The sequence below is a fragment of the Pseudomonas agarici genome (assembly GCF_900109755.1).
Classification (GTDB): Bacteria; Pseudomonadota; Gammaproteobacteria; order Pseudomonadales; family Pseudomonadaceae; genus Aquipseudomonas; species Aquipseudomonas agarici.
Genome location: NZ_FOAR01000037.1, coordinates 1 through 21,739 on the forward strand (window position 1 = coordinate 1; position 21,739 = coordinate 21,739).

General features: G+C 59.0%; 25 protein-coding genes. 7 read left to right on the forward strand and 18 right to left on the reverse strand.

Annotated elements, in window-relative coordinates:
• The 3 genes from BMX68_RS23315 to pyrC all read right to left on the reverse strand — a co-directional run.
• On the reverse strand, positions 1 to 270 hold a 270-nt coding region (locus tag BMX68_RS23315; protein ID WP_177178870.1), incomplete at its 3' end, for a transposase.
• A 124-nt stretch (positions 271 to 394) separates the two neighbouring features.
• A complete protein-coding gene (gene rnt / locus BMX68_RS23320; RefSeq protein ID WP_017129965.1) occupies positions 395 to 1,072 on the reverse strand; it encodes a ribonuclease T in 678 nt (225 codons plus the stop codon).
• Positions 1,069 to 2,115 (reverse strand): dihydroorotase, encoded by a 1,047-nt coding sequence (pyrC, locus tag BMX68_RS23325; RefSeq protein WP_017129964.1) that lies wholly within the window; start codon positions 2,113 to 2,115, stop codon positions 1,069 to 1,071. Before pyrC ends, rnt begins: the two co-directional genes overlap by 4 nt.
• A gap of 156 nt (positions 2,116 to 2,271) precedes the next feature.
• Here pyrC and BMX68_RS23330 point away from each other — a divergent pair, with 156 nt between their 5' ends.
• Positions 2,272 to 3,177, forward strand: coding sequence for a flagellar protein MotY (locus tag BMX68_RS23330; RefSeq protein WP_017129963.1), 906 nt, complete (start codon positions 2,272 to 2,274; stop codon positions 3,175 to 3,177).
• Positions 3,178 to 3,281: 104 nt separating this feature from the next.
• The gene (locus BMX68_RS23335) at positions 3,282 to 4,499 is read left to right on the forward strand and encodes an argininosuccinate synthase (protein ID WP_017129962.1); all 1,218 of its coding nucleotides are present in this window, start codon (positions 3,282 to 3,284) and stop codon (positions 4,497 to 4,499) included.
• A 148-nt stretch (positions 4,500 to 4,647) separates the two neighbouring features.
• On the opposite strand, the gene BMX68_RS23340 is transcribed toward BMX68_RS23335, so the two are convergent.
• A complete protein-coding gene (locus BMX68_RS23340; RefSeq protein ID WP_017129961.1) occupies positions 4,648 to 5,187 on the reverse strand; it encodes a hypothetical protein in 540 nt (179 codons plus the stop codon).
• 927 nt (positions 5,188 to 6,114) lie between these two features.
• Here BMX68_RS23340 and BMX68_RS23345 point away from each other — a divergent pair.
• Positions 6,115 to 6,741 (forward strand): response regulator transcription factor, encoded by a 627-nt coding sequence (locus BMX68_RS23345; protein ID WP_017129960.1) that lies wholly within the window; start codon positions 6,115 to 6,117, stop codon positions 6,739 to 6,741.
• Positions 6,742 to 6,876: 135 nt separating this feature from the next.
• On the opposite strand, the gene BMX68_RS23350 is transcribed toward BMX68_RS23345, so the two are convergent.
• The 8 genes from BMX68_RS23350 to metG all read right to left on the reverse strand — a co-directional run bounded on the left by BMX68_RS23350 (position 6,877) and on the right by metG (position 13,731).
• Positions 6,877 to 7,056, reverse strand: a complete 180-nt coding sequence (locus tag BMX68_RS23350) for a PA3496 family putative envelope integrity protein (RefSeq protein WP_017129959.1) — start codon at positions 7,054 to 7,056, stop codon at positions 6,877 to 6,879.
• A gap of 107 nt (positions 7,057 to 7,163) precedes the next feature.
• Positions 7,164 to 7,802 (reverse strand): endonuclease III, encoded by a 639-nt coding sequence (nth, locus tag BMX68_RS23355; RefSeq protein ID WP_017129958.1) that lies wholly within the window; start codon positions 7,800 to 7,802, stop codon positions 7,164 to 7,166.
• Positions 7,803 to 7,809: 7 nt separating this feature from the next.
• Positions 7,810 to 8,415, reverse strand: a complete 606-nt coding sequence (locus BMX68_RS23360) for an Rnf-Nqr domain containing protein (protein WP_017129957.1) — start codon at positions 8,413 to 8,415, stop codon at positions 7,810 to 7,812.
• Entirely contained in the window at positions 8,408 to 9,007 is a 600-nt protein-coding gene (locus BMX68_RS23365; RefSeq protein ID WP_017129956.1) for an RnfABCDGE type electron transport complex subunit G, read from the reverse strand. The genes BMX68_RS23360 and BMX68_RS23365 overlap by 8 nt, the downstream gene beginning before the upstream one ends.
• Positions 9,004 to 10,005, reverse strand: coding sequence for an RnfABCDGE type electron transport complex subunit D (locus BMX68_RS23370; RefSeq protein ID WP_017129955.1), 1,002 nt, complete (start codon positions 10,003 to 10,005; stop codon positions 9,004 to 9,006). Before BMX68_RS23370 ends, BMX68_RS23365 begins: the two co-directional genes overlap by 4 nt.
• A complete protein-coding gene (gene rsxB / locus BMX68_RS23375) occupies positions 9,992 to 10,996 on the reverse strand; it encodes an electron transport complex subunit RsxB (protein WP_017129954.1) in 1,005 nt (334 codons plus the stop codon). The genes BMX68_RS23370 and rsxB overlap by 14 nt, the downstream gene beginning before the upstream one ends.
• Positions 10,993 to 11,580: an Rnf-Nqr domain containing protein gene (locus BMX68_RS23380; RefSeq protein WP_017129953.1), complete on the reverse strand. Its 588-nt coding sequence runs from the start codon at positions 11,578 to 11,580 to the stop codon at positions 10,993 to 10,995. The genes rsxB and BMX68_RS23380 overlap by 4 nt, the downstream gene beginning before the upstream one ends.
• A gap of 99 nt (positions 11,581 to 11,679) precedes the next feature.
• Positions 11,680 to 13,731, reverse strand: a complete 2,052-nt coding sequence (gene metG, locus BMX68_RS23385; protein ID WP_017129952.1) for a methionine--tRNA ligase — start codon at positions 13,729 to 13,731, stop codon at positions 11,680 to 11,682.
• A gap of 142 nt (positions 13,732 to 13,873) precedes the next feature.
• Between metG and apbC the strand changes: the two genes are divergently transcribed.
• Positions 13,874 to 14,968, forward strand: coding sequence for an iron-sulfur cluster carrier protein ApbC (gene apbC / locus BMX68_RS23390; protein ID WP_017129951.1), 1,095 nt, complete (start codon positions 13,874 to 13,876; stop codon positions 14,966 to 14,968).
• Between the two features lie 130 nt (positions 14,969 to 15,098).
• Here the strand turns inward: apbC and BMX68_RS23395 are convergent, their stop codons facing one another.
• A complete protein-coding gene (locus tag BMX68_RS23395; RefSeq protein WP_002554837.1) occupies positions 15,099 to 15,308 on the reverse strand; it encodes a cold-shock protein in 210 nt (69 codons plus the stop codon).
• A gap of 385 nt (positions 15,309 to 15,693) precedes the next feature.
• Here BMX68_RS23395 and dcd point away from each other — a divergent pair, with 385 nt between their 5' ends.
• The 3 genes from dcd to BMX68_RS23410 all read left to right on the forward strand — a co-directional run bounded on the left by dcd (position 15,694) and on the right by BMX68_RS23410 (position 17,538).
• On the forward strand, positions 15,694 to 16,260 hold the full coding sequence (gene dcd / locus BMX68_RS23400) for a dCTP deaminase (RefSeq protein ID WP_017129950.1): 567 nt from the start codon (positions 15,694 to 15,696) through the stop codon (positions 16,258 to 16,260).
• 107 nt (positions 16,261 to 16,367) lie between these two features.
• Positions 16,368 to 16,574, forward strand: coding sequence for a hypothetical protein (locus BMX68_RS23405; protein WP_017129949.1), 207 nt, complete (start codon positions 16,368 to 16,370; stop codon positions 16,572 to 16,574).
• 127 nt (positions 16,575 to 16,701) lie between these two features.
• Positions 16,702 to 17,538 (forward strand): transporter substrate-binding domain-containing protein, encoded by an 837-nt coding sequence (locus BMX68_RS23410; protein ID WP_143063349.1) that lies wholly within the window; start codon positions 16,702 to 16,704, stop codon positions 17,536 to 17,538.
• 6 nt (positions 17,539 to 17,544) lie between these two features.
• Here the strand turns inward: BMX68_RS23410 and BMX68_RS23415 are convergent, their stop codons facing one another.
• Genes BMX68_RS23415 through BMX68_RS23435 form a run of 5 tightly spaced genes read right to left on the reverse strand, consistent with a single transcriptional unit; the run spans position 17,545 to position 21,718 of the window.
• Positions 17,545 to 18,309: an ABC transporter ATP-binding protein gene (locus BMX68_RS23415; RefSeq protein ID WP_017129947.1), complete on the reverse strand. Its 765-nt coding sequence runs from the start codon at positions 18,307 to 18,309 to the stop codon at positions 17,545 to 17,547.
• A gap of 7 nt (positions 18,310 to 18,316) precedes the next feature.
• Positions 18,317 to 19,435: a succinylglutamate desuccinylase/aspartoacylase family protein gene (locus tag BMX68_RS23420; protein WP_017129946.1), complete on the reverse strand. Its 1,119-nt coding sequence runs from the start codon at positions 19,433 to 19,435 to the stop codon at positions 18,317 to 18,319.
• Positions 19,436 to 19,446: 11 nt separating this feature from the next.
• On the reverse strand, positions 19,447 to 20,157 hold the full coding sequence (locus tag BMX68_RS23425; protein ID WP_017129945.1) for an ABC transporter permease: 711 nt from the start codon (positions 20,155 to 20,157) through the stop codon (positions 19,447 to 19,449).
• Positions 20,154 to 20,882, reverse strand: coding sequence for an ABC transporter permease (locus tag BMX68_RS23430; RefSeq protein ID WP_017129944.1), 729 nt, complete (start codon positions 20,880 to 20,882; stop codon positions 20,154 to 20,156). Before BMX68_RS23430 ends, BMX68_RS23425 begins: the two co-directional genes overlap by 4 nt.
• Before the next feature lie 56 nt (positions 20,883 to 20,938).
• On the reverse strand, positions 20,939 to 21,718 hold the full coding sequence (locus BMX68_RS23435; RefSeq protein ID WP_017129943.1) for a transporter substrate-binding domain-containing protein: 780 nt from the start codon (positions 21,716 to 21,718) through the stop codon (positions 20,939 to 20,941).
• Positions 21,719 to 21,739 lie beyond the last annotated feature (21 nt).

Below are 21,739 nucleotides of genomic sequence, written 5' to 3' on the forward strand. Positions count from 1 at the left end.
GATATTGCGCCGGCACTCGGCTTCGAGGCGCCGTGATGAACGGATCCGCTGGAAATAACCGTAGAGGTAAAGTTTTAGCTGATCGGCTGGATCGTAAGAAGGCCGGCCGGTGCTTTTGGGAAGTGCTTTATCAAAGCCTAGTCGCACCAGATCCAGTTTGGAGACGTAAAGGTCGATAACGCGAACGAGGTGATCCTCGGGGATCAACTCTTCCAGCGATACCGGAAACAGGCTGGTCTGGCTGCGGGACTGTCCCTGGATGTAAGCCATAACGAAAAATGCTCCGTATCTTTCGATACGGAGCATTTTCTTCGAGCACTGCGCAGATTGCTAGGTTTTCACACAGTCTGTTGAGGGCCGGTTTTTTATGGGCGGGATTGGCAGCGGCGAACGATCAGTCGTTGAAGTCTTCCCAACCGCCCATTTGCTTCCAGCGATTGACGATACCGCAGAACAATTCGGCGGTTTTCTCGGTGTCATAGCGTGCCGAGTGAGCTTCGCGACCGTCGAAGTCGATATCGGCGGCCTGACAGGCCTTTGCCAGCACGGTCTGGCCATAGGCCAGACCGGCAAGACTGGCAGTGTCGAAGCTGGAGAACGGATGAAACGGGTTGCGTTTCATGTCCAGGCGCGCGATAGCGGCGTTGAGGAAACCCAGATCGAAACTGCTGTTGTGCCCGACCAGGATCGCGCGCTTGCAGCCGTTGGCCTTCAGCGCCTTGCGCACGCCACGGAAGATGTCGGTCAATGCGGTCTCTTCGCTGACGGCCATGCGCAGCGGATGATCGAGCTTGATTCCGGTAAATTCCAGGGCCGCCGCCTCGATGTTGGCGCCTTTGAATGGCTCGACCCGGAAGAAGTAGGTGTGCTCGGGGAACACGAAACCTTTTTCGTCCATGCCGATGGTGGTTGCGGCAATTTCCAGCAGCGCGTCGGTGGCGGCGTTGAAACCACCGGTTTCTACGTCGACGACGACCGGCAGGTAGCCACGAAAGCGTGCGGCCATCGGGTGACGGGAGCCACCTGAATTGCCATTGCCTTCCTGTTCGTCATCGAAATGGTCTTCACTCACAGCGTTTCCTCCAGCAGGCGCCAGCGCAGTTTTTCACCGGCGCGCAGCGGGATGACGGACAGCTCGCCAAATGGCAGGCTGGCAGGGGCGGTCCACTCCTCGCGGACCAGGGTGATGCGCTCGCTGTTCGGTGCCAGGCCGTAGAAGCGTGGGCCGTGCAAGCTGGCGAAACCTTCGAGCTTGTCCAGGGCATTGCGTTGTTCGAATGCCTCGGCATACAGCTCGATAGCCGCATAAGCGGTGTAGCAGCCGGCGCAACCGCAGGCGGTTTCCTTGGCATGCTGGGCATGGGGCGCCGAGTCGGTGCCGAGAAAGAACTTTTCGCTGCCGCTGGTGGCGGCGTCGAGCAGGGCCTGTTGGTGGGTGTTGCGCTTGAGGATGGGCAGGCAGTAGAAGTGCGGCCGGATACCGCCCACCAGCATGTGGTTGCGGTTATAGAGCAGGTGGTGCGCGGTAATGGTCGCACCGACGTTGGCCGCAGCCTCGTTGACGAATTGCACCGCGTCGGCGGTGGTGATGTGTTCGAACACTACTTTCAGCGTTGGGAAGCGCTCGACCACACGGCGCATGTGTTCGTCGATGAATAGCTTCTCGCGGTCGAACACGTCGACATCGCCACGGGTCACTTCACCGTGGATCAGTAGTGGCATGCCAACCTCGGCCATGGCTTCCAGGACCGGAAAAATCTTGTCCACGCAGGTGACGCCGGAATCCGAGTGGGTGGTCGCACCGGCTGGATAGAGCTTGGCCGCGTGGACAAAACCGCAGGCCTTGGCGGCGCGGATATCCTCGGGCTGGGTCTGGTCGGTGAGGTAGAGCACCATCAGCGGTTCGAAACGGCTACCGGTCGGCCGTGCCGCGAGAATGCGCCGGCGATAGCCATCGGCCTCGGCGGCGTTGCGTATCGGAGGCACCAGGTTGGGCATGATGATGGCGCGACCAAAGGTGCGCGCAACATCCGCTACAGTGTGAGGTAACACAGCACCATCGCGAAGATGAATATGCCAGTCGTCGGGACGCAGCAGGGTCAGGCGGTCGGACATTGGGGATTCCAGGCGGGTCGAACTGATGGGAATGCTACCGGAAAAGACTCTCTCAGGCACTCGCTATCAAGTTTTGCTGCCAGTGACCGATATCCCGAACGTAGTGTGTAGAGCCGGTATGCCAGTCTCAAAGTCGTGAAACCATTGGAGCCTCCCGTGCGCCAGCGTTATTTAGCCTTGCTCAGTATGTTCGTCAGTCTGCCCACCGTGGCGCTGACCTTCCAGACCCGTCTGGAGAGCATCGAGTGGAAAGTGGAAGGTGACCCATTCGAGTGTCGACTGGCTCAGCCGATCACCGACTTCGGTTCGGGCGAGTTCGTGCGACGGGCGGGCGAGCAGGCGATTTTTCGTCTGAGGGCTTATAACCATGTGTTCGGCGGTGGTTCGGCAACCCTGCTGGCCGCGGCTGCGCCTTGGCAACCCGGGCGCGGTGATATCAACCTGGGATCGGTGCAGGTTGGCAACGGCGATATCCTGTTCAACAGTTCCCAAGGCCAGGCTGGTGGGCTGTTTCGTGGTCTGTTCGAGGGCCGCAGCCCGGTCATTCGTCATTACTCGCGAGACGGCGGGGTTGCCGAAGTGCGGCTGCTGCCGGTGAACTTCAGCCAAGCCTACAGCGATTTCCAGGCTTGTACCGCCAAGCTGCTGGCGAAGAACTTCGAGCAGGTGAAGCAGGCCGAGATTGGCTTTCCCGGTGGTGGTATCGATCTGGATGCGCAGGCCAAAGCCCAGTTGCAGGTGATGCTGGACTTCATCAAGGCAGATCCCCGCGTCAATCACATCGAACTCGACGGTCACTCGGACAATAGCGGTAATCGCCTGACCAATCGCGACCTGTCGCGTCGGCGAGCATTGTCGGTGAAGGATTTTTTCACGGCCAACGGCATTCCGGAATCACAGATCATCGTGCGCTTCCACGGTGAGCGTTACCCGTTGGCGCCTAATACCAACTCCGCCAACCGGGCGAAGAACCGTCGGGTCAACATTCATCTCGAGCGCGTTCCGGCACTTGAAAAACCGGCCCCGACGGCGGCGGCGGGGAATTCGGCGACAACTTCCTGAATCGGCTGCCGTCGCTCGTTCGACATTAGCTGTCGCGCCTCTGTAAATTCGCGGTTTTGGTCGGTAGAATCGATGCCTTTCCGTACAACCCGTGGAGTGATGGCATGGCCGACGTAAACAAGGTCGTTCTCGCGTATTCCGGCGGCCTGGACACTTCGGTGATCCTCAAGTGGCTGCAGGATACTTATAACTGTGAAGTGGTGACCTTCACTGCGGACCTGGGTCAAGGCGAAGAGGTCGAGCCTGCTCGTGCCAAGGCGCAAGCCATGGGCGTGAAAGAGATCTATATCGACGACCTGCGCGAAGAGTTCGTGCGTGATTTCGTCTTTCCGATGTTCCGTGCCAATACCGTCTACGAAGGCGAGTACCTGTTGGGTACTTCCATCGCGCGTCCGCTGATCGCCAAGCGCTTGATCGAAATCGCCAACGAAACCGGCGCCGACGCCATTTCCCACGGGGCTACCGGCAAGGGCAACGACCAGGTTCGTTTCGAGCTAGGGGCCTATGCCCTCAAGCCGGGCGTCAAGGTCATCGCTCCATGGCGTGAATGGGACCTGCTGTCCCGTGAAAAGCTGATGGATTATGCCGAAAAGCATGCGATCCCGATCGAGCGTCATGGCAAGAAGAAATCCCCGTACTCCATGGATGCCAACCTGCTGCACATCTCCTATGAGGGCGGTGTGCTGGAAGACACCTGGACCGAGCACGAAGAAGACATGTGGCGTTGGACCGTCTCCCCAGAGAACGCTCCCGACAAGCCGCGCTATCTGGAGCTGACCTACCGCAACGGTGACATCGTCGCGCTGGACGGCGTCGAAATGAGCCCGGCCACTGTGCTGGCGACCCTGAACCGCATCGGTGGCGAGCACGGTATCGGTCGTCTCGATATCGTCGAGAACCGCTATGTGGGCATGAAGTCCCGCGGCTGCTACGAAACCCCTGGTGGCACCATCATGCTACGCGCGCACCGGGCGATCGAGTCGATCACCCTGGACCGCGAAGTCGCTCACCTTAAAGATGAGCTGATGCCCAAGTACGCCAGCCTGATTTACACCGGCTATTGGTGGAGCCCCGAGCGTCTGATGCTGCAACAGATGATCGATGCTTCCCAGGCCCATGTGAATGGTGTGGTTCGCCTGAAGCTATACAAGGGCAATGTGATTGTGACCGGGCGCAAGTCCGAGGAGTCGCTGTTCGATGCCAATATCGCGACGTTCGAAGAAGACGGCGGCGCCTACAACCAGGCTGACGCAGCGGGCTTCATCAAGCTGAATGCGCTGCGCATGCGCATTGCCGCGAACAAAGGACGTAAGTTGTTCTGATCCGTCTGTTTGCCTGAAAAGCCCCGGCCCGTAGGTCGGGGCTTTTTTTCGGGAATTGATGTTCCGCCAGCGCCACGGGCACTGGTGCATGTGCTCGGGCGGAAGGAACTCCGGCGGGAGACTGGGTAGGAAGGAGTAAACCTGGTGTTCATTCCTTTGAGTCGTCTCGATGATGCTTGAGTTCGAATCGATAGTGCCTGCCCAGCTCCCATACCTGACGCACCGTCAGCTCCAACGCCTGTGCAATTTCCATGGCGGTATATCCCAATGCAGCGTAATGCATGGCGTGCCCGGCGATTACATCATCCGCGAGTGAGCCGGCAGGTGCCGAAAGATTCGTTCGGTATTTCCGGGGCGTGGATAATGGGCGGCGATGGGGGATCCTCAGGCCCTGTTCCTGGGCGATCCTTCTTATCTCGCCTTTATTCATTTTCAAGGAGTATTGCAAGGCGGATATTCCGGCGCCCTTTGTTATGAGGTTTTTCAGTAGCTCAACTTTTCTTGCATATTCTTCCGTTGTGTCGACTTCGTTTGTTGCAGGAGTGGGTATTTCATAATTGTCCCTGGCCGGTCCTTTTGTCGAGGCGGGCTCTATCGTTCCGCCATGTTTGATGAACTCGGTGATGGCGAGCTCAAGGTCATGGGATTTATAGTTGCTCTTCTCTTTGTTTATAGTGGTGTTTTTCATGAAGTATAGCCTGCTCGTAAAGGGGGATAGGCTGTCGTGAAGTTTTCGTCTGAAAAAGTCAGTTGTTATGGGGTTTCCTGTTTTTAAAAAGCTAACGGGAGAGCATATGGTTTGCAAGAAAAATATGCTGGTCAAATGTTTGGTTTTTTTCTGGAAAGATTAATTTTAAAAACCCGGTAAGCATTCCTTATGCTGCGTAGTACCTTTCCTTTAGTTGCGGTGGTGATGGACTTAAATGTTTTGGTGGTATTCACTGGGAGTCGAAAGAGCTATTGTTTGAGATATATCAGGGTTTTTTCAGGGCGAGCAGTTGGGTGTTAAAGCGCATATGAAATCTATTCGAAATTTTTTCCTCATGAGATTGTCAGGCCAGTACTTTAAAAAGGAGTCGGCAGAACGGTGAGTGTTTAATATTTTCTTCAGCTGGCTGTGTAGTAGAATGATGAAAGTGTTTAGTTGTCGTGCGTCCCGATATCGTTCTCTCCTCCGGCCTCAGCAGTTCGCTGCCGATGATCTTCGGCAGCGCGCTCGCGGGATAGGGTTATTTCTTGTTGCAGAAAACCATTAGACATCCGACGCCTGGCGTCTCTAATGTTTATGCGGGACGGATAGCGTTTGGTGTGCAGGTGTTTGCCTATCCTGTTTATCTGTATCGTCTCCGGCTTCATGAAGCAACGTCGGTGCAGGGGCGGGGCGGTGGATCAGATGGTTATGAGGTAACGTGCTTGACTGTTGGATAAATTGATTGTCACCTCATTCCTGAAAACAGCACTTTTCTTGTGGTGCTTTTTTTGTAGGGCAAATCCTTGTTGTTTGTAGGGAAGGTCTTTGGCTGGTACTGCTCGGGGTAGGCGCTATGCCCAGGAGGTTGTGACTAGGCTATTGTGCTGACTCTGAAAATTCGAACAGCGAAAATTGGACTTGCCCATGAATAAAGTGCTGATCGTGGATGATCATCCCGTCATTCGCCTTGCTGTACGCATGCTGATGGAACGGCATGGCTACGAAGTCATTGCGGAGACGGATAACGGCGTGGATGCCTTGCAGCTGGCGCGAGAGCATGCACCGGACATTGTTATACTCGATATTGGAATTCCCAAACTGGACGGGTTGGAGGTCATTGCTCGCTTAACTTCCATGGGGCTCTCTTTCAAAGTACTGGTACTTACTTCACAGGCTCCCGGACATTTCTCCATGCGTTGCATGCAGGCGGGCGCAGCCGGTTACGTGTGCAAGCAGCAGGACCTGACCGAAATGTTGAGTGCCATAAAGGCCGTTCTATCAGGCTACAGTTATTTCCCCAATCAGGCGTTGCACACCGTGCGTTCCAGCATGGGGAACGCCAGTGAGGCGGATATGGTCAACCGGCTTTCGGGTCGTGAAATGATGGTCCTGCAGCAACTGGCCAGGGGGAAAAGCAACAAGGAAATTGCCGATGGAATGTTCTTGAGCAACAAGACGGTCAGCACCTATAAGACACGTTTGTTGTTGAAACTGAACGCTCGTTCTCTGGTTGACCTGATTGAGCTCGCTCAACGCAACGGCTTGGTTTGAGGCAAGCAGGCGAACCATTCGGGCAGCGTGCGGGGAGAGTTGGCGACCCCAGGGTCATAAGGGCGGTGCTACAGGCGAGTCTTTATAGCCAAAAAAGCCTCCGATCAGGAGGCTTTTGATGGGAGGCTACATCACTTACAAGTCAAAATCGTAATCAGCCAGCTGCTTTTGTAGGCGGCGCTCGTCCAGCATATTGTCGATGGTGCGACGCTTGCTCAGATTGGTCTTCGCGACCTCTATCGGATGTTCCGCTTCATCCGAATCGACCTGCATCAGGTCGTCCTCTACATCCAGCGCTTCTTTATCGGTACTCATAAAGTCAACTCCGGGCTAAGACTGCCGTTGGCGCTCCTTATAACGATAATTACCTGTCTGGTAAAAAAGATTTTTTCAATCGGCTTGGCAGTAGGCGCAATAGCGACTCAATCGTCGGATGTCTTGTGCCTGTATTCGCACAGGTCTTCGATCCGACAACTGCCACAGCGCGGCTTTCGGGCCTGGCAGACATAGCGTCCGAGCAGGATCAGCCAGTGATGAGCATCGAGCAGGTATTGTTTTGGCACGAATTTCATCAACTGCTTTTCTACCTCCACCACATTCTTCCCTGGGGCCAGTCCCGTCCGGTTGCTGACTCGAAAAATATGCGTATCGACTGCCATGGTCAGTTGCCGAAAAGCTGTGTTGAGAACCACGTTGGCGGTCTTGCGGCCGACCCCTGGCAAGGCTTCCAGCTCTTCCCGTGTCTGCGGGACCTGGCTGGCATGGCGTTCGATCAATAGGCGACAGGTCTCGATGACGTTTTTCGCCTTGCTGTTGTAAAGACCGATAGTCTTGATGTACTCGGACAAGCCCTCAACCCCCAACGCATGGATTGCCTCGGGAGTATTGGCCACTGGGTACAGCCGGGCGGTGGCCTTGTTCACGCCGACATCGGTGGCCTGGGCGGAAAGAATCACGGCGATCAGTAGCTCGAACGGTGACGAGTACGCCAGTTCGGTCTTGGGCTGCGGGTTATCCTCGTGGAGCCGACGGAAAATCTCCAGGCGTTTGGCGGCGTTCATGGGGCGGTCATTTCCTTTTAAACACTGGGTTTGAGGTTGCGCGCAGAGCCCAGGCTTTTTTCCCGGCCAGCAGCAGCCCCAGTAGGAGAAAGGCCCCCGGCACTCGCCCGGCCAGATGCAGGCCGTTTTCGGCGGAGAACAGACTGATGGCCCCGTGGCTGGCGGCTCCGGTCCACCATTGCAGATGATCGAATACGGTGCCGTTTGCCAGTAGCTCGCGCAGCAGGCTGAGGCTGAACAGCAGAACGCCGAAACCAGCGAACAGGCGCACAGTGTCGTTCAGCCTGTCCGGCTGGAAAAAGCCGAAGTGTTCAAGCGCCAGGCATTGCACACTGACCAGCGCCAGGTAAATTCCCAGGGCCTGGTAGAGCTCCCAGGACCAGGCTTGCAGCCCCAGGGAAACCAGGCTGACACTGCCGGCTGCCAGGAGAACCTGTGTCGGCCACACCAGTTCCGGGTGGATCCAGGGCTTCAGCGCACGGCCCGCCGCCGCGTAGATCAAGGCCACCAGCATGCTCGCCAGCCACAACGACATTGCCTTGATCAGCGAGTCGCTGGTACCGAGCAGGGACGGGAGCATCAGTGAGCCTGGTAATAAGCTGCTGCTATTCATGCGTGCTTCCTTCCAGCAGTTGATCCCGGTGTTGGTCAAAATAACGCAAGGCGTCATGAATCGTCTCGATCGCTGCTCGGGAGGTAATTGTTGCGCCAGCCATCTGATCGAAGTGTCCGCCGTCTTTTTTCAGTCCCCATGCGGCATCAGGCGTATCGGTCCGGGATTTTCCGAGAAACTCCCTCAGCCAGGCACCACCTTCCTCGGCGATTCTGCCACCCAGCCCTGGTGTTTCCATATGTGACAGGGTTTTCACTCCCAGCAGCTTGCCGTTTGCGCCGATGCCTATCAGCAGTTCGACGGGACCGCCATAACCTTGGGTTCTGCTCTGGAATACCACCGCCACCGCCTGGTCCTGCTGGAGCACCCGATAGCCTTGTATCAGACTGCTGTGGGACAACGGCTCGGTCCTTAATACCAGTAGCTTTTGTTCATATTCGCCGGCCGGCAGCACCTGCGTCAGGGCTCGGGCCTGAATCGCCTGCTGCTGCGCCTGGATTCGCGGTATCGCCTGCTGTTGCAGCTCCCAGGTCAAACCTATGATGAGCGCCGCCAGGGCGGCGAGGATCAGCAGTGAAGCCGGTTTGCTCATGGCGTCCGCCGTTCTGATCGTGGGACGGACCAACGCTCGAGCGTCGGTACCATCAAATTCATCAGCAGCACCGCGAAAGCCACGCCATCAGGGTAGCCGCCCCAGGTGCGGATGATGTAGGTGAGCAGCCCGACGCCAGCGCCAAACAGCCACTGAGCCCTTGCGTTTTTTGGGCCTGAAACCGGTTCGGTAACGATGAAGAACGCACCGATCATGGTGGCCCCGGTTAGCAAGTGAAACAGTGGCGAACCGTTGGAATCCGAGCCGGAACCCTGCCAGAAGGCCAGGCTGATCAGGAACAGGCTGGCGAGCATGCCGACCGGCGCATGCCAGCTGAATACCCGTTGTTTCAGCAGAAACAGGCCGCCGGCTAGAAAGGCCAGGTTGATCCATTCTGCACCTTTGCCGCCCCAGTGCCCGAAGGCGCCCTGGGCGGTGAACAGCTCTTCCATGGTCAGGCTTTGGTTGATTCGCAGGGTATCCAGGGCGGTCGCTTGGGCCCAGGCATCCGGTTGCCCGGTGAGATGAACGCCCAGCACCTGTTGCAATCCGCCCAGCAGGTCCATCCCATGGGAGACGGGCCAATGGGTCATGGCTTGCGGAAAGGTCACGAGCGCCAGGGCATAGCCCAGCATCGCCGGATTGAACGGATTCCTGCCGACTCCGCCATACAGGTGTTTACCCGCCAGCAAGGCGCCGGCGCTGGCAAACACCGGCAGCCACCAGGGACTGTAGGGAGGCAGCGCCAATGCCAGCAGCGTGGCGCTGACCAGGGCACTGCCGTCTAGCAACGCGGGCCGGATCGGGCGGGTACGCAACCGTAGCACGGCGGCTTCCACCACCAGGGCACTGAGTGCGCACAGCAGCAGGTTGATCAGCACCCCCCAGCCGTACCACAGGAGCAGGGTCAGGGTCGCGGGCAGCGTGGCGAGCAGCACCCATTGCATGGCTTGCTGGAGGCGTTCATCCGGCTGTCCGCCGGTTTCACGGCGTGACATGGGCGTCGACCTGGCGCTGGGCTTCCTTGAGCCGACGCTGTGCATCGTCCAGCGCCTGCTCCGAGGTGTCCGGCTGCCGTTGTAGCTTGCCAAGTTCGGCGCGGCGCATGGCCAACTGGATCTTCGCGCGCTTGAGTTCAGCGTCCTTGGGGATGTCGGGGGCGGCGGCCGGGGCGCTGCTTTCCAGGCGGGTGAGAGCCTGTTCCGCCACCTCAAATTGCTGCTGGAGGATTGCCAGTTGGGCAGCCTGTTCGGCAATAGGGGGATGACCGAAGGCCTTCAACGACTTGTTCAGTTGCGCACGGCACATGGCCAGATCGATCTTGGCTTTTTTCAAGGCGGCATCGGAGTCGAGCGCCTTGTGTGCCTTGAACCGCTCCAGGGCGGCCTTGGCCGGATCGCTCGTCTCGCCGTCCGATTGCGCCGGGCGTGAAGCGCGGGCCTGGCGTTCGGTGTGGCGGCGTTCCTCTTCGGCGTGCAGTCGTGTATTGCGCTGGTCGAAGCGACGGCGGGCACGTTTGCGTTTTTCGTCGCGTGCCTGTTGCTGCTCGGCATTGAAAGCCAGCCCGCCGACAATCGGCACGACCTGGGCAAGCGGCAGCGGATGCATATCAATGCAATCCACCGGGCATGGCGCGACACACAGGTCGCAGCCGGTACACTCATCGATGATCACCGTGTGCATCAACTTGGCCGCGCCGACGATGGCATCCACCGGGCACGCCTGGATGCACTTGGTGCAGCCGATGCATTCGGCCTCGCGGATAAAGGCGACCTGGGCGGGCGCCGTGCCGCGCACGGGATCCAACTCCAGGACCGGCACCCGCAGCAGGCTGGCGAGGGCGGCAATGGTTTCATTGCCGCCCGGCGGGCATTTGTTGATGGGTTCGCCCTGGGCGATTCCTTCGGCGTAGGGCTTGCAGCCCGGATGGCCGCATTTGCCGCATTGGGTCTGCGGCAGCAATGCATCGATACGTTGGATCAGACTCATGGTTTGACCAGTCCGTTGAAACCGAGAAAGGCCAATGCGATGAGGCCGGCGCTGATCAGTTCGATCACCAGCCCGCGAAACGGCAGGGGCACTTCTTCATGATAGATACGCTGGCGCAAGTCGCTGAACAATCCCAGGACCAGCCAGAAACCCAGCCCCGTGCCCAGGCTCAGCAGCGCCGCGTGGCTCACTCCACGGTCGTTTTGGGTGCTGATCAGGGCCAGACCGAGGATACCGCCGTTTACCAGCAGCAAAGGCCAGAGCCCCTCGAAAGGCAGGCCTGGCAGCCAGCGTGCGAGCAACTTGAGGCTTGGGTTGATCAGCGCGACGCTGAGTGGCAGGAAAACCAACAATTGCAATGCGCTCAAATCGAGCGGCAACAGCAACAGCTGATAGACGCTGTAGTTCAGCAGCGTGGCGACCAGCATCAGCCAGGTGGTGGCAATACCCAGCGCGTGCAGCTTGTGCCGTTCGATCCCCGGCGTGCGCGTCGCCTGTAACAGCGGATCGATGCCCAGCGGCCATTGCAACACGATGTTGTTGATCAGGGCGGCGCTGACAAAGGTGAGAAAGAGGTCGGTCATGATCGTGCCGGGTGAACGGATAGCCGTGATTATCCGGCAAGGACGCGAGCTGCACTAGCGGGCCACGATTGTTCATGGCCCACAGGAGCAACGTAGGGACTATTTGATCCGCTGGCCAGGCTTGGCCCCACTGTCCGGGCTCAGCAGGTAGATCTCCTCACCGCCGGGGCCGGCCGCCATCACCATGCCTTCGGAGATGCCGAAACGCATTTTCCGCGGCTTGAGGTTGGCGATCATCATGGTCAGGCGACCTTCCAGTTCAGCCGGGTTCGGGTAGGCGCTCTTGATGCCGGAGAACACGTTGCGTTGCTCGTCACCGATGTCCAGGGTCAGGCGCAGCAGCTTGTCCGCGCCCTCGACCGCTTCGGCCCTGACGATCAGCGCGACGCGCAGGTCGATGGCGGCGAAGGCATCGAAGTCGATTGGCGCCGACAGCGGGTCCTTGATCAACTCGCCGTTGCCTGACGGGGCGGCGCTGCCGGTGTCGGTCTGGCTGGCGGCGAGGTCTTCCTTCGAGGCATCGGTCATGGCCTGCACTTTTACCGGGTCGATACGGGTCATCAGCGGCTTGAACTCGTGCAACTGATGGTTGCCGAGCCAGCGGTTGTGATCGTCCCAGGTCAGCGGCGCGACGTTGAGGAAAGCTTCGGCATCGGCGGCCAGCAGCGGCAGCACGGGTTTGAGGAAGATGATCAACTGACGGAACAGGTTGATGCCCACGGCACAGACGGCCTGGACTTCATCCTGCTTACCCTCCTGCTTGGCCAGGGACCAGGGTGCCTTGTCGGCGATCCAGGCGTTGGCACGGTCGGCCAGGGCCATGATTTCGCGCATCGCACGGGCGAAGTCGCGGCTCTCGTAGGCTTCGGCGATGCTCGGTGTGGCGGCGAGGAACGCCTCGGTCAGTTCCGGCGCGGCGTTACCGGCCACCAACACCCCGGCGTTGCCCTTGTGGATAAAGCCGGCGCAACGGCTGGCGATATTCACCACCTTGCCGACCAGGTCGGAATTGACCTTCTGCACGAAGTCTTCCAGGTTCAGGTCGAGGTCGTCGACACCCTTGCCCAGCTTGGCTGCGTAGTAGTAACGCAGGTATTCCGGCGACAAATGATCGAGGTAGGTGCGGGCCTTGATAAAGGTGCCACGGGACTTGGACATCTTCTGGCCGTTGACGGTCAGGTAACCGTGCACGTTGATCCCGGTCGGCTTGCGGTAGCCCGCGCCTTCGAGCATGGCCGGCCAGAACAGGGCGTGGAAGTTGACGATGTCCTTGCCGATGAAGTGGTACAGCTCGGCAGTGGAGTCCTTGCCCCAGAACGCGTCGAAGTCCAGTTCCGGGCGACGTGCGCAGAGGTTCTTGAAGCTGGCCATGTAGCCGATCGGCGCATCCAGCCAGACGTAGAAGTACTTGCCCGGCTCATCGGGGATCTCGAAGCCGAAATACGGCGCGTCGCGGGAGATATCCCACTGTTGCAGGCCAGCATCGAGCCACTCGGCGATCTTGTTCGCCACGGCGTCCTGCAGGGCACCGCCGCGAGTCCAGGTCTGCAGCATGGCCTGAAAGTCTGGCAGCTTGAAAAAGAAGTGCTGGGAATCCTTGAGCACGGGGGTCGCCCCGGAAATCGCCGATTTCGGCTCTTTCAGGTCGGTGGGGGCGTAAGTGGCGCCGCATTTTTCGCAGTTGTCGCCATACTGGTCTTCGGTGCCACATTTCGGGCAAGTGCCCTTGATGAAGCGGTCGGCCAGGAACATCTGCTTGTGCGGATCGAAGTACTGGGTGATGGAACGCGTGGCGATATGCCCGGCTTCGCGCAGGCGCAGGTAGATCTGCGTCGACAGCTCGCGGTTTTCCTCGGCATGGGTCGAGTGGAAGTTGTCGAACTCCACCAGGAAGTCGGCAAAATCGCTGCTGTGCTCAAGCTGTACGTTGGCGATCAGTTGTTCCGGGGTGATGCCTTCCTTTTCCGCGCGCAGCATGATGGCCGAGCCGTGGGCGTCGTCAGCGCAGACATAGATGCATTGGTTGCCGCGGTGTTTCTGGAAACGCACCCACATGTCGGTCTGGACATACTCGACCATGTGGCCAAGGTGGATGGAACCATTGGCATAGGGCAGGGCGCTGGTGACGAGGATCTGGCGTGGCTCGGACATGGGGCTCGGCTACTTGAAGTGAAACGGAGACCGAGCACTATAAAGCGCCGACGCACATAATTCATCCCTTGTGGCATGTCTGTGCTTCTCAGAACGGGTAGGATAGCCGTCTGTTTTACTCAGTCTTTTTCGGGAGTTGCCCATGAGCGCAGTCAATCGCGCAGCGGTGGAGGCCATCCTTCGCCAGTACACCGATCCTTATCTGAATCGGGATCCGCTCAGTGCCGGGTGCGTGAAGGCCATCGATATCCAAAATGACCGTGTCAGCGTTCGGCTTGAGCTGGGGTATGCCGCTGGTTTGTTCAAGAGCGGTTGGGCGCAGATGCTGCAAATGGCGATCGAGGGCCTGGACGGCGTGGCCTCGGCCAAGGTCGAGATCGAGTGCGTGATCGCCGCGCATAAGGCCCAGGCGCAGATTCCCGGCCTGGCCAATGTGAAGAACGTGGTGGCGGTGGCGTCGGGCAAGGGCGGAGTGGGCAAGTCCACCACAGCGGCCAACCTGGCGCTGGCGCTGGCCCGTGAAGGGGCACGGGTGGGGATTCTCGATGCCGATATCTACGGTCCGAGCCAGGGCGTGATGTTCGGTATTGCCGAAGGCACCCGACCGAAAATCAAGGATCAGAAGTGGTTCGTGCCCATCCAGTCCCACGGTGTGGAAGTGATGTCGATGGCGTTCCTGACCGACGACAACACACCGATGGTCTGGCGTGGGCCGATGGTTTCCGGCGCGCTGTTGCAACTGGTGACCCAGACCGACTGGGGCAATCTGGATTACCTGGTGATCGATATGCCCCCAGGTACTGGCGATATCCAACTGACCCTGGCACAGAAAGTCCCGGTGGCTGGCTCGGTGATTGTCACCACCCCGCAGGACCTGGCCTTGCTCGATGCGCGCAAGGGCGTGGAGATGTTTCGCAAGGTGAATATTCCGGTGCTGGGCGTGGTGGAAAACATGGCGGTGCATATCTGCTCCCATTGCGGCCATGCCGAGCACCTGTTCGGCGAGGGCGGTGGCGAGAAGCTGGCGTCGCAGTATGGGGTCGAGTTGTTGGCATCGTTGCCGCTGTCGATGGTTATCCGCGAGCAAGCCGATGGTGGCAAGCCGACCGTGGCCGCCGATCCCGATGGTCAGATCGCCATGGTCTATCAGGAGCTGGCGCGGCACGTGGGCGCGCGGATCGTGTTGCAGGAAGCGACCAGCCAGGCGATGCCTGATATCACCATCAGCGAGGACTGATGCGGGGCGCGGGCCATATTGGCCTGCGCTTGACTTAAATCTACCCGAGCGATTCAGGCAAAACAGTCGCCTACAAAAAAGCCCTGCGTCTCGTGAGAGAGCAGGGCTTTTTTTACTGGGTCAGGACAAGTTAGATAACTTGAACTTCTTCAGCTTGCATGCCTTTCTGACCGCGAGTAGCGATGAAAGAAACCTGTTGGCCTTCTTTCAGGCTCTTGAAGCCGTCGGATTGGATTGCTTTGAAGTGTACGAACAGATCGTCACCGGATTGTGGAGTGATGAAGCCGAAGCCTTTTTCATCGTTGAACCACTTAACGGTACCGGTTTGGCGATTAGACATTTGATGTCTCCTTGGACAAAGTTAACTGCGACTCAGGAAAAGCCCTGGCCGAGACTGAGTGCAAAGAGCAGGAAAAATTCTTGGAGATGGTTGGATCGAAATTCAACATCGTGTAGAGATTCTCAGTGACACAAGCAGCACAGTGGCGTCACCTTAACCGTTTTTCCGGAACGTGCCAATGGTCTTTGCCAAGGTTTCGCCTATTTCATGACTGACGGTGGCTCACAGGGCCTGCGGGCGCCTGTGCTCCGGTGATTTGCGCTGCTTGGCGGGCAGCTCCGGCAAGGCTTTTTAGCGCAAATCGGTGCAGGACTTTGAACCCGGCGACGTGCCCCGGTAAGATGCCGGACAGAATTTCTCCACCTCGCTATTCAGGACACCCGCCATGAGCATCAAATCGGACAAGTGGATTCGCCGCATGGCGCAAGAGCACGGCATGATCGAACCCTTCGTCGAGCGCCAGATGCGTGGCGAAGGTGCTGATCGAGTGATTTCCTTCGGGGTGTCAAGTTATGGTTACGACGTGCGTTGCGCCGATGAATTCAAGGTGTTCACCAATATCAATTCGGCGACTGTCGATCCGAAAAACTTCGATGAGAAGAGTTTTGTCGACATCAAGAGCGATGTTTGCATTATTCCACCGAACTCCTTCGCCCTGGCCCGTACCGTCGAATACTTTCGGATTCCGCGCAATGTGCTGACCATCTGCCTGGGCAAGAGCACCTACGCCCGTTGCGGGATCATCGTCAATGTCACCCCGCTGGAGCCTGAGTGGGAGGGCCACGTGACACTGGAGTTCTCCAACACCACGACCCTGCCGGCGAAGATCTATGCCAACGAAGGCGTCGCACAGATGTTGTTCCTGGAGTCCGACGAGGAGTGTGAAGTCTCCTATAAGGATCGCGGCGGTAAGTATCAGGGCCAGCGTGGCGTGACGCTGCCGCGCACCTGACGAAGGGCGCTTCGCCCAAGGGAATTCCTGGACGCCGGGGCACTCTACCGGGTGTACCGCTTCGGTTGGCGCAAGGCCAGCCTGGCCACAACGTTCAGGAGTCGCCCATGAAGATCGATCCAAGTATCAGCGCCCAATTGGCGAAACTGGAACCCAATCAAGTGGGCTTGCTGGCGTGGTCGTTGCTGGCTCATCCGCACAACCTGGCAGGCGGCATTCCGGGCCAGCCCGAGCCCGATACACCCGACGAGCAACCCATCAAGCCGGTTTTGCCGGATCGGCCCGATGAGCCTCCGCCCACTCCTGTCGCCTGAGGTGGTCAATCCATAGCTTGCGGAGGGCAGCGAGCTGTCCAAGGGTCGCTTGCCCAAGCCCTTGCAGGTAGTCTATTGCAGTGCCTGCGACGCACTCATGGATACCAGACAATAAAAAGGGCTGCCTATGATGTTTTTCATTCCCACGAGGTTTCTCCGAGCCCTGCTCACGGCCGTGCTGCTGGCCAGTCCCGCCGTCGCAACCGCAGCGCCGACAACTCCCGCGCCACAGCAACAGGCCAGCAGCCGGCTCGACCAGATCCTTGGGCAGGAGGTGCTGCGGGTCGGCACTACGGGGGATTACAAGCCCTTCAGCTACAAGACCGTCGAGCGCTTTATCGGCCTGGATATCGAATTGGCCGAAGGCCTGGCGAGTTCTTTGGGCGTTCGCCTGGAACTGGTGCCGACCACTTGGCCGACGCTGATGAGCGATTTGCAGGCCGACCGCTTTGACCTTGGCATCAGTGGCATCTCAGTGAACATGGAGCGCCAGAGACTGGCGTTGTTCTCGCAGCCTTACCAGCGCGACGGCAAGACGCCGATCACGTTGTGTTCGCGACAGCAGGCATTCCAGACCCTGGAGCAGATTGATCGGCCACAGGTACGGGCCATCGTCAATCCCGGCGGAACCAATGAAAAGTTCGCCCGGGCCAATCTCAAGCAGGCGCGGATCGTGATACACGAGGACAATGTCACCATTTTCCAGCAGATCGTCGACGGCAAGGCCGACCTGATGCTGACCGATGCCGTGGAGACGTTGCTGCAACAGAAACTGCATCCTGAACTGTGCGCGGTACACCCCCAGCAGCCTTTCGACTTTTCCGAGAAGGCCGTGCTGTTACCCAGGGACATTGTGCTCAAGCAGTACGTCGACCAGTGGTTGCACCAGGATATGGAGAGCGGACGGTTTGCCCAGCGCCTGCAGAAGTGGCTGGCCTACCCTTGGCAGGCCGCACACGGCTGACGCCGGTTACTTCAGGTTGCCGCTGAGGAACTGGCGCAGCCGCTCGCTTTGCGGATTGCCCAGCACATCGTCCGGCGCGCCCTGTTCTTCCACCAGACCCTGGTGCAGGAACAGCACCTGGCTTGAAACTTTTCGCGCAAAGCTCATTTCATGGGTCACCATGATCATGGTCCGGCCTTCTTCGGCCAGGCCTTGAATCACCTTGAGCACTTCGCCCACCAGTTCCGGGTCGAGGGCCGAAGTCGGTTCGTCGAACAACATCACCTCCGGTTCCATCGCCAAGGCCCGGGCAATCGCCACGCGCTGTTGCTGGCCACCGGAGAGAAACGCCGGGTACTGTTCGGCGACCCGGCTCGGCAAGCCAACCTTGTCCAGATAGCGACAGGCACGTTCCTCGGCATCCTTCCTGCTGATCCCCAGCACCCGGCGCGGGGCCATGGTGATGTTTTCCAGCACGCTCATATGGCTCCACAGGTTGAAGTGTTGGAACACCATCGCCAAGCGGGTGCGCAGGCGTTGCAGCTCGGCATCGTCGGCCACGCGCATGCCGTGCTTGTCGCTGATCATGCGGATCGCCTGGCCGTCGAGGCTCATGGCCCCGTTGTCGGGCGTTTCCAGGAAGTTGATACAGCGCAGGAAGGTGCTCTTTCCCGAGCCACTGGCGCCGATCAGGCTGATCACGTCACCGGTCTTGGCCTTCAGCGAAACACCCTTGAGCACTTGGTGTTCGCCATAGCACTTGTGTAGGCCTTCAATGGTCAGTTTGTACATGGGCACCTCAAGGAGAAAGTAGATAGCCGCTGCGATAGGCTTCGCGGCCAGCGACATGGGCGACGACCATACCGGCGGTTGCCATGCGGCGCAGCGAGCGGGCATAGAGCAGACCCGCCGTGCTGCAATAAATGGGGGTGACGCGGTCGGTGATCGGGTCGATGACTTCAGCGATCAGTTGCCCGGCCTTCAGGTATTGTCCCGCCAGGGCGCTGAACACCAGCAGCCCGCCTGTCGGCGTCGCCACCGGCTCCACGCCGGCCAGCGGGGTCGCCGGGTAGGGCAGCTCCGGTAGCGGCGCGACGTCGCCGTCGATGACACCGAAATGCGTCAGGTAGTCGAGTATCGCCTGGCAGTCGCGGCTCGCCAGTGGGTGATTGACATCCCCCTGGCCGCGCAATTCGACGGTCACCGAGATGCTGCCCTGGGGAATGGCGAAGCGCTCGCCGAAGCGTTGCCGCAAGTCCCACCAGAGCAGGGTGAAGCATTCGTCGAACGACTGGCCGCCCGAGTCGGTCGCCAACAGGCTGGCTTCGGACCCGATGTAGCGGGCCAGTGGCTCGACCTGCGGCCAGGCTTCGGGGGTGGTGTACAGATGAGTCACGGCTTCGAAGTCGCAATGCAGGTCGAGCACCCTATCGGCATCGCAGGCGATGCGTTGCAGGGCCAGGCGCTGGGATTGCAACTGAGTGGCCGGTACTTGCGCCGCTAGGGCGGCCTTGAGCAGCCGGCGAATCAGCTGCAGATTGTGCCGCGGATCATCGTTGAGCAGGGTGTCCAACTGATTGCCGATCTCGTTGCTGAGGTCGACGAACCAGCGGTTGAAGTTCTGCCCGCTTTCGAGCTCGTAGCGCCCCAGGGGCACGTCCATCAGTACCTGTTCCAGGCCGATGGGGTTGGCCACTGGCACCAGCACGATTTCGCCGCGCAGACGGCCGTCCCGTTCCAGTTCGCCCAGACGCCGCTTCAGATGCCAGGCCACCAGCATGCCAGGCAGTTCGTCGGCATGTAGGGAGGACTGGATATAGATCTTGCGTTCGGCTTGTTCCGGACCAAAGTGAAAGCTATGGATCTGGCGGGCGGTGCCCGGTACGGGCGCCAGCAGATCGTGAGTGACATGACGCATGCGCGGGAGTCCTAGTGAGTCGGGCCGAGGAAGGCCAACCAGCGGCGCTCGGCCAGCCGGAACAGGCCGACCAGGGTGAAGGTGATTGCCAGGTAGATCACCGCGGCGATACCGAACGACTGGAAGGTCATGTAGGTCGCCGAGTTAGCGTCCCGGGCGACTTTGAGGATATCCGGAAGGGTTGCGGTAAACGCCACGGTGGTGGAATGCAGCATCAGGATCACTTCGTTGCTGTAGTACGGCAGCGAGCGACGCAGCGCTGATGGCATGATCACATAGGCGTAGAGCTTCCAGCCGCTGAGGCCATAGGCCTTGGCCGCTTCGACCTCGCCATGGTTCATGCTGCGAATCGCCCCGGCGAAGATCTCCGTGGTGTAGGCACAGGTATTCAGGGCGAAGGCGAGAATGGTGCAGTTCATCGCATCGCGAAAGAACGAGTTGAGCAGCGGCTGGTTACGCACCGCTTCCAGGCTGTAGATCCCGGTGTAGCAGATCAGCAATTGAATATACAGCGGTGTGCCACGAAACAAATAAGTGTAGAACTCCACTGGCCAGCGGATACGGCGCTTGGGCGAGACGCGGGCGATGGATAGCGGAATCGATACCAGGAAACCCAAGAAGATCGAGGCGCTGAGCAGCCATAGGGTCATCGCCAGGCCGGTGATGTGCTGGCCGTCGCTGTAGAGGAATGGACGCCAGTATTGTTCGAGGAGCTCGATCATCGTAAGGCCTCCCGGGCACCGGCGGCATACCGCCGTTCAAGCCAGCGTAGGACATAGTTCGAGGCACTGGTGATAAGCAGATAGATCAAGGCGGCAAGTACCAGGAAATAAAACAGTTGATAGGTGCTCTTGCCGGCATCCTGGGCCGCCTTGACCAGATCGGCGAGGCCGATGATCGAGACCAGCGCGGTGGCCTTGAGGATCACCATCCAATTGTTGCCGATGCCCGGCAGGGCGAAGCGCATCATCTGCGGGAAGGTCACGAAGCGAAAGCGCTGGGCACGGCTCAGGCCATAGGCGGTGGCGGCCTCGAGTTGCCCACGCGGCACGGCGAGAATCGCACCGCGAAAAGTCTCGGTGAAATAGGCGCCGTAGATGAAACCCAGGGTGATGACTCCGGCGGCGAACGGGTCGATTTCGATGTATTCCCACTCCATGGCGTCCGTCAGGCTGGAGAGCCAGGTTTGCAGACTGTAGAAAATCAGCAGCATCAGCACCAGGTCGGGTACCCCACGAATCAGCGTGGTATAGAGCTGGGCCGGGATCCGTAACAGGGAGAAGCTGGAGAGTTTGGCACTGGCGCCGAGCAGGCCGAGCAGAACGCTCACCAGCAGCGATAATATCGATAATTTGATGGTCATCCAGGTGCCTTCCAGCAGGATCGGGCCAAAGCCCTTCAAGCTGAAGACGGAAAGTCCCAGAGTATGCAGGAGGTTGTCGAACATGAACGTGTGCCTTTGGCTATCAAGATAGCGCCCCCGTCGAGAGGGCGCCCAGGGGATTATTTCCCGCTATACAGATTCAGATCGCCAAAGTGTTTCTTCTGGATGGTGGCGTAGGTGCCGTCCTTGTGTAACGCTTCGATACCTTTATTGAGCAATGCCTTGAGGTCTTTGTTACCTTTTTTGATACCGACAGCGGTTTTCGCCGGCAGCAGCGGATCGTCAATCGCCTGGCTGACTTCGTAGTTGGCACCGGCTGGCGATTTCAGAAAGCCCAGTTCAGCCTGGAGCATGTCCTGTACCGAGGCATCGAGACGACCGGAGGTCAGGTCGGCATAAACCTGGTCTTGGTTGGCATAGGCTTTGGTCGTCACGCCGGCCTTGTCCAGCACCGCCTTGGCATAGGTTTCCTGGATGGTGCCTTGCTCGTAGCCCACGCTCTTGCCCTTGAGGGACTCAGGCGTGGAGTAGTTCGCACCTTTTTTGAACACCAGGGAAGTCGGGCCGGAAAACAGTTCGTTGGAGAAGTCGATGGCCTTCTCACGGGCTTCGGTCACGGTCATCGAGGAAATCACACCGTCGAACTTGTTGGCGTTGAGGCCAGGGATCATGCCGTCGAAGTCACTTTCTACCCATTTGCATTTGACCTTCAGTTCGGCACAGATGGCATTGCCCAGGTCAATGTCGAAGCCGACCAGGCTGCCGTCAGCGGCTTTGGATTCGAAGGGCGCGTAGGACGGATCCACGCCAAAGCGCAGCTCCTTGTATTCCTTGGCCGTGGCGACGCCGGCGGCCATGCAAAGAGCCAGTGCAGAAAGGGTCAGCAATGCTTTTTTCATTATTCAATCCCTAAAAACCAA